Consider the following 10,656-nt stretch of genomic DNA (forward strand, 5'->3'; position numbering starts at 1 on the left):
GGAGCTGACACCGAGGCCATGTCTCGATGTCAGCGCGGCATCACGCTGCGACACCGTCGGGCGTCTGCACGACCTTGGCGAGCGAGCTGTGCGTGCCCTTCGTTTCGAACTTGATCGCGCCGGTCGAGCGGATGTTGGAAGAGGCGACCTCAGCGGCCCGGTGCTCGAAGCCCTCGGGCATGACCACCTGAATGCGATGCGGCGCACCCGTTACCGGGTTCTTGATCGGCTCGACTTCCGTCTCCAGCACGCCTTTGACGACGAGCTTGGCGACGCGCCCGTCCTTGTCGAAGGAAAATTCGAACGGCGCAAAGACGGGATCGTGAATGGTGGTGACGATCAGGCTGAGGATGTGGAACAGCGTACCCTCGGCGGAATGCTTGCCGGAGAAGATGTCAAACAGCGCCTGCCGCTGTTCCGGCGTTGCTCGCTCATCAACGATGGGCTGCATCTTCCCGTTGCCCTCGTGCAGCGCTCCCGGGAATTCGACGGTGGCTGCGAAAAAGAGCCCATCGAGCCTGGTCCCCTCGAAATGTCCCTTGGTGATCCTCATGCCGACCATGCCCTTGCAATAGCCCTGGGTCGGCAGGGCGTTGAAGTCGCAGGGGCAGCCAAACGCGCAAGTACAGTTCTTGATCCATTCGCCTTCGAGACGCCAGTCCGTTGCAGCCATGGCACATCTCCCAATGTGGGGGCGCGGCAGCCGTTTAACGAGTTTGTTCAGCGTTATGTCGAAGCAAAGCGAAAACGCGAGCGCGATCGAAATCCGATCAGAAGGCCGCATCGCAGAAAAGTCTGGTGGCGAGCTGCCGTTTACCGTCCCAATGGCGAAAAGCATATCAGTCGCAGCCGGGCCCGTACAGCAAACGCCTGCCGCAGAGCGCTCGCGGGTCTGATTGGACTAAACGAGACTCAAAGAGCGGGTATGCCCCGAATGGGTCGATGCTCGAGCTCTTGGCCGCAGAGGCACGCCGTCCCGGGTCGCGGGGACGCCGGCCCGTGTACTTGGGCAGTGTGCATTTGCTGGCCCATTGGCGGTTCTATCGTACCATTTCACGCAGCAAGTCCTCGTAACTCCAATGTTTTTCCTCCGTAGAACTTCGGAGTGGGCTTGTTCCCGGACCGCTCCGACGCGAAATTTCCCGTCCGCCTTTGGCGGGAGGGCGCGAAAGTAGGTGGAGGGGCGCTTTTGAGGACAAATGGAATTGATACTGATCAATTGTCGAAAGTCATGGATCGACTTGGCGAAGCTGCGGTGGATCCCGCGGCCTGGCCCGTCATCATGAACGACATCTGCAGGGCGGTCGGTGCATCGGCGGCCATCCTTCTCCAGAGCGACGTTCGGACGCCGGACGTCCCGCGAACGCAATCGATCGATGAGGGAACCCGGCAGTACTTCAAGGAGGATTGGCACCTGAGGGATCCGCGAGCCGCTGGATTTCCGCGCATGATGTCCGGCGAGATCGTCACCGACCATGACGTGCTGACGCCGGAGCAGATCCGTTCCGATCCCATGTACAATGAGGTCCTGTATCCGTTCGGGTTTAAATGGTTCGCGGGTGTCGGCTTTTGGGCCGAGTCGGCCGCCTGGGCGCTAACCCTCCAGCGAACGGGTCGCGAGGGTCAGTTCGAGGCAAGCGACAAACGCTTGCTGGCGCGGCTCGCACCGCGACTGACGGAGACGGCCACCCTTGCCACTGCGGTGGGCCGTGTGGCTCTCGCGTCCATGAGTAACGTACTGAATCAGGTAGGCCAGCCTGCGATGGTCCTCAATCGCCAGGGGATGGTCCTGAGCACGAACGCGGCGGCGGATGCAGGATTTGACGACGAAATCCGCATCAGCAACCGTCGACTGGTCGTGCGCGACAAGAATGCGGCCACCAAACTTGAGCAGCTCTTCGACCTGATGCGATCGACGTCCGACAGCGCCGCACTGCCTGCCGCGCCGGTTGTGATCCGCCGCACGGCAAAGCCGCCCGTGGTGCTGCGTGTGTTGCCAATTGACGGCGCCGCCCGCACTGTCTTTCTCGGCGCGCGCGCGATGTTGACCCTGTCGAACTTGTTGCCGCCCCCCGCGCCGGACCCCGGCCTCATCGCTCAGGCGTTCGATCTGACACCGGCGGAATCTCGGTTGGCCGCGCTGTTGACGAGCGGACTGTCCATCGACGCCGCCGCCGAACTGCTGCGTATTTCGCGCGAGACGGCGCGCAACCACCTGAAGTCGGTGTTCTCCAAGACCGGCGCCCACCGGCAGTCGGAGCTGATCAATCTCGTTTCGCAGCTGACGTGACGTCTGCAGAGCTGGGCGTTTCTCCCAAAAAGGCCGCCGGGAAGCCTCGGGGTTGCCGAGCGAGCCCCGCTGAGGAGACGTTGACCAAAAGCGATCGCGCCTAGAACGACTTGTTGAGCTTTCCGCGCACCGCCCACATGGTGTGATCACCTCCGATGCCGCCGAGCTCGCCGCGGAGCACGATCGCCATCACCTGCTGGTCGAGAGAGCTGAAACGCTGCGAGTCCGGCAAGTAGCGTCAAGACATGACCGCCCGGTGTCGCCGCTATCGGCTTCATCGTCTCAACGCACCGCTATTCGAGGTTGAAGTCGGCCGGCGAGATGGAAGGGCCCAGCAGGGCCAGCCTCATGCGAGGGGAAGTCATGGTGCACCATTCAGAACAAAATTGCGAACTCATATACGATTGAAATTGCTTGTGATTTTTCCAGCCCTCAATGGTCCGACGGCCTTCGGCGCCGACTTCAGCCTGGCGCGCTGTCGTAGGGAAGATCGCCGTCATCACCTCGAAAGGCGTGGCTTGCGGCTTGTCGAGATCGAGCAGGGGTGCGCAGTTCCGGAGCGAGCGGGATCGGACACGCTCTTGGAGAAGCTGCCGATGCGGATCACGTGATCGAAGCCGGCGGTTTAGACGGCTTCCACGGTTGCATTGATGTCGTTTGTCATCACCATCGTGCCGGTATGTTTCCCGTCCGGCACCTCAATCGATCCGCAGCGGTACCTGGAGGTCATTGAGCTTTCGGATCAGCTCGGCCATGCGGCTGCAGTCGGTCTTCTCCTTGATCTTGCGCAAGTGCGTGTAGACGGTGTTGAGGCTCACCGCGCGTGCTCGCGCATAGTCACCAGGCGGAACGCCCGCCTGCAAAGCCTGCGCAACGCTCGCCTCGGCATCGGTCAGACCGAAGACCTCGCGCAGCATGTGGATCGTGGCGGCGTTGTGGCTAAGCGGATCGCGCACGAACACGATCGCGGCGGCGCTACCCAACCGGCGGTCTCGGTGACTCGCGGGAAGCGGGCGCACCGAGACGAGATAAGCAGGCGCGCCCGAGGGGCGCGGCGCCGGAAAATCGGCGCCGGCAGTTTCCGGGTCGCCGTCGCGCGGCCGCCGCACCGCGGCGAGCGCTGCGTCAAAGCGGCGGCGGGCTTCGGGGGTGCGAAACTCGATCGCGCCTTTGCGGCTCCAGATACCGTCGTCCGCCCTCGCGATCGCCTGGAACGCCACGTTGGCATAAAGCATGCCGCCGCCGGCGCCAATCAGAACGACGCCGTTGGCAAGCCAATCGAGCGCGTGCTCAAGCGAATGACGCGCTTCGCCGACGCCCTTAAGCCGCTGAGCCACGTCGAATGCGCCTTTCACATGGGAGACGAGGCGTTCCAGGCGCAGGATTCCCGCGCGATCGACATGGCCCTGCTTGGGCGAGCGATGGACGACGACCGAGGTGGATTCCTGCCCGGTGTTCTTCAGGGTTGCCGAGAGGAAGTAGCGAAAGTCAATCGAGGACAGCAATTCGGCATAGAAGGGCGAACGATCCATTTCTTTTTCAGTGAGGATCTGATTGTCGCAGGCGATCTCGCCCGCCTCTTGCCGGAAGACGAACGGCAGGCGTGGGTTGAGGGGGGCGTAATGATCGAGATAGGCGATCTGCTCCACCGGAGGCACGCCGAATGAATGATATTCGCGATGGCGCAGGATCGACTTGTCCAAGACTTCAAGAGTCGCAGCGTTTCCCCCGACACTGCGCGCGATCAGGGCCAGCGCCTGCGGCCAAAGCGTTGCATCGAGGCTCGCCGCGTAGACCGCCTCGACCGCGGCGAGATAGTCGTCCGCCTCCGCCATGCGCCTGCAGCCTCCGATACTGTTCGTTCACGGCGGATCTTCCTTGCCGCATCGTTGCGAGGCCGCTCCCTGAAAGTCAATCGCCGCACCGGCTATAATTTATCGTTGGGCGGATCGCCTGTCCTTCCAAATTTTGATCAGGGCGGCCGCGAAAGAAACGAGAGCGGGAATAGCCCTGTTGCAATGGGGCAACACGGGGCCGGCAATTCGCAGGCATCACCAGTTCTGATGATGCCGCTGTCGTCGCCCTTTCGTCTGCTGTCGTCTCGAGCTGGCCGCGGGGCAAGCGGCTTTCACCTGACTGCCTCGATTCATATCACGGTGCCGCTATGGCAATAAATTTGAGAAGCCAAGAACGATGCAGGAAAGATTCATCATCGCACACTTGGCAGAGAAGCGCTCCCCCCTGCGCGACGATCTGCCCGATCAAGTCCAATCACAACAGCTCTTGGCTGCCCGAGACACATAATCTGGTTCGACATCACTCCATTGCCACGACCAAAGCCTGAACAGAGAAATTGAACAATCGCCGCATGGACCGTCAGAAACTTATTGATCAGATCTACGAATGCTCCTTTGTCGCCGCGAACTGGCCAAAGCTTCTCGACGACTTCGCAAATTACGCAGGGGCCATCGGCGGCTTCTTTTTCACGTTCGATCCGTCGGTCGGCATTTTGCGCGGCGTCGCATCGGATCGCTTTCGCGACCATCTCGAAGCCTATCGGGCTGGTGGTTGGATCACGCGAGATGCGCGCAACACGCGCATGTGGGCGGCGAACTACGGCGGCTTTCTCAGCGAGATGGACGTCTTCACCAGCGAGGAGCTGGAGAGCGATCCCACCTACCGGGCGTTTTACGAGCCTCGCGGGATCGGGCGTTCGATGATCACCGCGATTTTTCCACCGACGGGCCCCGTGTTGATATTGGGCGTCGAGCGCAGCTACGCCGATGGGCCGACCGCACCGGCGAGCGTTCAATCGCTCAATGAAATTCGTCCCCATTTGGCGCGTGCTGCGCTGATCTCCTCACGTCTGCAAGCGGAGCGGGCCCGCGCGGCTGCGGAGATGCTGGGAGTGATCGGCCTTCCGGCACTGGTCTTCAGCGATGCAGGCCGCGTGATGGCTGCGAACGATCTCATCCAGCGCCTTCCGGACGGCATTCGCTGGCTTGCGGCGGATCGCTTTGCCCTCATCGATCCCGGCGCCGATCGGATGCTCCGCCGCGCCATCGAGGCGCTGGACAGGAACGATCCGCCGACGCCGCGCTCATTCGCCGCGCGGGGCGAAGATGCACAGGCGGCCATGGTGGCTCACGTCGTTCCGGTCCGTGGCAGCGCGCGGGATATTCTGGTGCGCAGCACCGGGGTCCTCATTCTCACCCCGGTCACTCGTCCCGATGCTCCGCCGGTCGAGCTCATCCAATCCCTGTTCGACCTCACGCCGGCCGAGGCGAGGGTCGCCCGCGGCCTTGCCGTCGGCGACACGCTCGACGAGATCGCTGCGGCCAGCGGTCTGTCCCGCAACACGATCCGCAGCCAGCTGCGAGGCGCGCTGGAGAAAACCGGCAGTCGGCGACAGGCGGAGCTGGTGGCGCTGCTCGGAGGCATCACGCCGTGGCCGAAATCACACGCTTGAGAAACTGTGCGGTCGATTCATCCGTTCGGATGAAGCGCGTACTCCGCCGCGCCCCATACATTTCGGCCGCATCGGCGCGCACCTCCAGAGCGGCAATACCGTGCAAATCATCGAAGTGGTGGCGGATTGAAATGAAGCTTGAAACGGGATTCAGATGAAGACATCTTGGGCTACCGCTCTGCTTGTGGGATCGGTCATAGGCGCTCAGGTGGTTGGCGCGCAGGCGGCTTCCGCCGCGGATTTCCCCGTGAAGGCAGCCGCACTCCAGGTCCCTGCTTTCGACTGGAGCGGTGTCTATGTCGGCGTGCATGCTGGCTATGGCGGCGGCATGAAGGATTGGATCTTCCCCGGGTTCGAGCCGACCGTGGATTATGCTGCGAACGGCTTCCTCGCCGGCGGACAGGCCGGCATCAACAAACAGATCGCGAGTCTGGTTTTCGGCCTTGAGCTGGACGGGTCATGGGCGAACATCCGCGGATCCCAGCCCCTCCAGACTGGCTTCCCATATCTCTACGACCTGACCAGCACCTCAACCTCCAGGATCGAGGCATTGACGACGGTTGCCGGTCGCGCAGGGCTCGCGGCCGACCGCTGGTTCGTCTTTGCAAAAGGTGGTCTTGCGGGGGCGTGGGAAAAGCACTCCGCAGTGAGGGACTTCGGCTCCGGAGTAGTCACCTCGAATCAAAGCGGACGTGAGCATCGCTGGGCACCGATGGTCGGATTCGGTGCCGAATATGCGTTGGACGGGAATTGGTCGATCAAGGCGGAATACGACTACATACATTTCGGCACCAGACCGGTGGCGATGAGCGGCAACGCCACTCTTGGCGGTGTGACGATTCCGATTTCGACGGATATGCCGATCGCCCAAGATTCCATTCACCTTATCAAGGTGGGCGCGAACTACCGACTTGGTGGGGTCGCGGTCGATCCCAAATATCCGCCGGTCAAGGCGGTGCCCGGCACGAACTGGACCGGCGGCTTTGTCGGCGTGCAGGCCGGTTATGGCTTTGGTCATGAGTTGCGCAATCAGGACACCGGGACCTTTCCTGACTTGAGTGGCGGTTTGGATGTGAGTGGATGGCTTGGCGGTTTTGACGGCGGCGTCAACGTCCAGTCCGGCGTGTTCGTCCTCGGCCTCGAAGGCGAATGGATGTGGACCGGCATCAGAGGCAGCCGCACATCCGCGTTTCCGGCCGGCCCTTTGACGGAGACAACTAATCTGAAGACCTCGATCGACTGGCTCGCGATCGCCAGCGGTCGGGCCGGTTTCGTCGTCGGTGATCGACTGCTTGCCTATGGCAAGGCCGGTGTCGCCATTGCCAATGAGAGCCACCCACTGAATGGAACGGCATCCACCGGGGGGCCGTTCAGCATTGCTATCGCGCTCGAAGGAAAGGCCGTGCATTCGGGAGTCGTGATCGGTGCGGGACTCGAATACGCACTCGCTGGCAACTGGTCGATCAAGGGTGAGTACGACTACATCCGCATGATTAACCAGCACACGAGCCAGAGCGGCACTTACAGCCAGTCCCTGTTCGCTCCGTCAGCGGCCGCGGTCAACAACTGGATCACACAAAATCTGCACCTGTTCAAACTGGGCGTGAACTATCACTTCAATCCGCTGCCCGGGGCGGTGAGCGCACGCTACTGATCGCGGGCGATCGCCGCGGCCAGAGGTTTGTCCCGCAACACGATCCGCAGCCAGCTGCGAGGCGCGCTGGAGAAAACCAGCCGGCGACAGGCGGAGCTCGTGGCGCTGCTCCGAGGCATCACGCCGTGGCGGAAATCACACGCTTGGGAAACTGTACGCTCGATTCATCCGTTCGGATGAAGCGCGCACTCCGTCGCGCCAATAAGTTTTCAGCCGCATCGGCGCGCCACCGAAGCGGCCGCGCATCGAAAATGAAACTGGCGATGGGATTTCAGATGAAGACATTTTTGTTCGCAGCGCGCGCCCGCGATCACCGGCACCACTCGGCGACGGGCTGCGTGGAGAGTTCAATCTTCCAGCGGAGGCATCGCGTTGCAAACTCGATCGTGCTGGCCGGCGCGCTCCTGCTCCTCGTTATGCCTGGCGCGCGGGCCCAGACGGTCAGCGCCGGCGGCACGAGCACCGCTGCCAGCGCGGAAAATGTAGGCCAGCACCAAGTGGCGGTAGGGACAGGGAGCGTCGCGACGGGCCTTCGAACCACGGCGATAGGCAATGGCAGCACGACCGGCCCGGTGGACGGTACCGCGATCGGCGTTTCAAGCACAGCCTCGGCCGCGGGGGCCACTGCGACGGGCTCGTATGCCCTGGCGTCGGGAGTAACCTCCACTGCCACCGGTTTCAACAGCCAGGCGGCGGGCAACCACTCCACCGCGACGGGTTCGTGGAGCTCGGCGGCGTCGGACTTTAGCTCGGCCTACGGTTACGAGAGTTTTGCCAACGGCCTCAATTCCTTGGCGCTGGGCTATTTCACGCAAGCCGTGGGCGCCTCGTCGGTCGCGGTTGGCGATAACGCGATCGCAGCCCTATCGGGTTCGATCGCGATCGGTCAGAACGCGACCTCGACTAGCGTCGACGCGATCGCCATGGGCCATGGCGCAACGGGGAGCGGAATGCGGAGCATCGCCTTTGGCTACAACGCGTCCGCCACTATGGCAAACTCGATTGCCATCGGTAACGGCAGCACTGCGTCAGGCGACGCAAGCTCGGCTTATGGTCCTGGCAGCATCGCCTCAGGCGTCAATGCCTCTGCAATAGGCATTTTCAGCCAAGCATCGGGGGATTCTTCGCTCGCGGTTGGCAACACCGCGCAGGCGACGCAATCCGATTCGATCGCCATTGGTCGGATTGCGTCCTCGACTGGCGTCGACGCCATCGCCATGGGCCATGGCGCAACGGGGAGCGGGACACAGAGCGTCGCGCTTGGCTACAACGCGTCCGCCACCGCCTCCAATTCAGTGGCCATCGGCGCGGGCTCCACTGCAACCCGTGCCAACACCGTCTCGGTCGGCGCGGCTGGGGCCGAGCGGCAGATCACCAATGTCGCAGCGGGCACGGCGCCCACCGACGCGGTCAATGTCAGCCAGCTCAACAGCATTGCGAGTGGGTTCACGTCGCAAATTGCGGGTCTCCAGGGCCAGATCAGCGACAACCTCAGGGAATCGCGGCGCGGCATCGCCGCCGCCATGGCGGCGGGCGGCTACATGATGCCGTCTGCTCCGGGAAAGACGACCGTGCAGATGACCGGCGGTTTCTTCCGTGGCGAGTCCGCCGCTGGGATCACCGTGGCGCATCGCCTCAATTTCGCGGCGCCAGTCGTCGTGTTCGGCTCCTACGCCAATGGCGGTGGCAATGAGCATGCCGGCAAGGTGGGCGCCGGCTTCGAATTCTAGCCCGGCGGCCGCGTCCTGAATTTTTTCTGGAAACTCCCGATAGGCCCTGTCGCGACAATGCGAACCAGCCCCCGCATTGACCACGTGGGACAGGGTCTATCGGGGGTACGCATTCTCTGCGCAATGGAGGTGATCCCTGCGGTATCCTGCAATCGCCCTCGCTGCGGCCTGCCTCTTGCCTTGGCCGGCGGCTTCTCAACAGTCCCCTCCGCCGCCGCAGCAGCAACAGCAACTGTCGTCGCAATGGGAACAGCTGCCGCGCCTTCAGCTCGAGCGGCAGTTTGCCGGGCCGCTGCGCGACACCATCATCCAGCGCTGGCGCGATCCGGCGGACGGGACAATCTGCTATATCTATCTTCCGATTTCAGCCCCGCACTCCCCGCCCGCGCAGCAAGCCTTCGTGCAATATGGCGCGAACACGATCGGTTCGATGAGCTGCCTGCCGGCTGCTGCGTCCACACCAAGGACCCCCGTTCGCTCGTCACCACCGACGAACCCTCAGCCTGCGCCGAGATCTCCATAGGCGGGCTCCTTTGGTGTCCACGCCAAGTGTTGCGGCCCCGGCGCGTCAGGACCGCTCCTGATCCGCCGCAACGGCTCGAGTTCGCGCACGAGACGCAGCCGGCGTCGAGCCTGCCCGGCGAGGCCGTCCTCGTTGAACGAGACCTAAAAGGATTGGAGTGTCGCCAGCAGGCGCCACCAAACACTGCACGCTTTCGCCCGCAGAGACGACCAAAGGGAGGGCGCGAAAATCCGTAACCGCGCCCGCAACAGCGTGGGACACTGTCAAACCTAGGAATCGAACCAGATCGTGTCCCTGAGCATGGTGTAACTGGCGGTGGGACACCGCGTTCGCCGGCGAGAGCCGGACTGGTCAGCTGGCGATAGCCGGGAGGCTGACGGTTGGATCATCGCTCAATGGCGCGATGGTTTCCAGCGTCATGTAACGGGCCCGCTGGACGGCCCACTCGTCGTTCTGTTCGAGCAGGATCGCGCCGATCAGGCGCACGATGGCGTCTTCATTGGGAAAGATGCCCACCACCTCGGTTCGCCGCTTGATCTCGCCATTGAGACGCTCGATCGGGTTGGTCGAGTGCAGCTTGGTCCGATGCTGCGGCGGGAACGTCATATAGGCGAGCACATCTGTCTCCGCTTCGTCGAGGAAGCTGGCAAGCTTGGGCAGCTTGGGGCGGAGCTGATCTGCAACACGGCGCCACTGGGCCTTTGCTGCCTCGGCATCGTCCTGGGCGAAGGCGGTGGCGATGAAGGCGGAGACGACGCGCCGTCCGCTCTTGCCGGCATGCGCCAGCGCGTTGCGCATGAAGTGCACGCGACAGCGCTGCCAGGTGGCGTTGAGCACCTTGGCCACAGTGGCCTTGATGCCCTCGTGGGCATCGGAGACGACCAGCTTGACGCCGCGCAGGCCGCGGCGGGCAAGCTTGCGCAGGAATGCCGTCCAGAACGTCTCGGCTTCGGAGGGACCAATATCCATGCCGAGAACCTCGCGCCGGCC

General features: G+C 63.0%; 9 protein-coding genes. 4 read left to right on the forward strand and 5 right to left on the reverse strand.

Annotated features, from left to right (window positions below; genetic code table 11):
- Window positions 1–40 precede the first annotated feature (40 nt).
- Window positions 41–673: a DUF1326 domain-containing protein gene (locus JQ632_RS34815; protein ID WP_212407251.1), complete on the reverse strand. Its 633-nt coding sequence runs from the start codon at window positions 671–673 to the stop codon at window positions 41–43.
- Between the two features lie 546 nt (window positions 674–1,219).
- Between JQ632_RS34815 and JQ632_RS34820 the strand changes: the two genes are divergently transcribed.
- Window positions 1,220–2,290, forward strand: coding sequence for a helix-turn-helix transcriptional regulator (locus tag JQ632_RS34820; RefSeq protein WP_212407252.1), 1,071 nt, complete (start codon window positions 1,220–1,222; stop codon window positions 2,288–2,290).
- A gap of 100 nt (window positions 2,291–2,390) precedes the next feature.
- Here the strand turns inward: JQ632_RS34820 and JQ632_RS40160 are convergent, their stop codons facing one another.
- From JQ632_RS40160 to JQ632_RS34830, 3 genes are all read right to left on the reverse strand, one after another.
- A complete protein-coding gene (locus tag JQ632_RS40160; RefSeq protein WP_283817759.1) occupies window positions 2,391–2,522 on the reverse strand; it encodes a hypothetical protein in 132 nt (43 codons plus the stop codon).
- Between the two features lie 466 nt (window positions 2,523–2,988).
- On the reverse strand, window positions 2,989–3,993 hold the full coding sequence (locus JQ632_RS34825; RefSeq protein ID WP_212407253.1) for a helix-turn-helix transcriptional regulator: 1,005 nt from the start codon (window positions 3,991–3,993) through the stop codon (window positions 2,989–2,991).
- A 506-nt stretch (window positions 3,994–4,499) separates the two neighbouring features.
- A complete protein-coding gene (locus tag JQ632_RS34830) occupies window positions 4,500–4,835 on the reverse strand; it encodes a hypothetical protein (protein ID WP_212407254.1) in 336 nt (111 codons plus the stop codon).
- Window positions 4,836–4,889: 54 nt separating this feature from the next.
- On the opposite strand from JQ632_RS34830, the gene JQ632_RS34835 reads away from it, so the two are divergent.
- From JQ632_RS34835 to JQ632_RS34845, 3 genes are all read left to right on the forward strand, one after another.
- Window positions 4,890–5,759, forward strand: coding sequence for a helix-turn-helix transcriptional regulator (locus JQ632_RS34835; protein ID WP_212407255.1), 870 nt, complete (start codon window positions 4,890–4,892; stop codon window positions 5,757–5,759).
- Between the two features lie 247 nt (window positions 5,760–6,006).
- Complete coding sequence (locus JQ632_RS34840; protein ID WP_212407256.1) at window positions 6,007–7,413, forward strand: outer membrane protein; 1,407 nt, start codon at window positions 6,007–6,009, stop codon at window positions 7,411–7,413.
- A 386-nt stretch (window positions 7,414–7,799) separates the two neighbouring features.
- The gene (locus JQ632_RS34845) at window positions 7,800–9,143 is read left to right on the forward strand and encodes an adhesin (protein ID WP_212407257.1); all 1,344 of its coding nucleotides are present in this window, start codon (window positions 7,800–7,802) and stop codon (window positions 9,141–9,143) included.
- A gap of 874 nt (window positions 9,144–10,017) precedes the next feature.
- Here the strand turns inward: JQ632_RS34845 and JQ632_RS34850 are convergent.
- A partial coding sequence (locus JQ632_RS34850) for an IS256 family transposase (RefSeq protein ID WP_212407258.1) occupies window positions 10,018–10,656 on the reverse strand: 639 nt, incomplete at its 5' end.

It is taken from the genome of Bradyrhizobium liaoningense, assembly GCF_018130955.1.
Lineage (GTDB): Bacteria > Pseudomonadota > Alphaproteobacteria > Rhizobiales > Xanthobacteraceae > Bradyrhizobium > Bradyrhizobium liaoningense_C.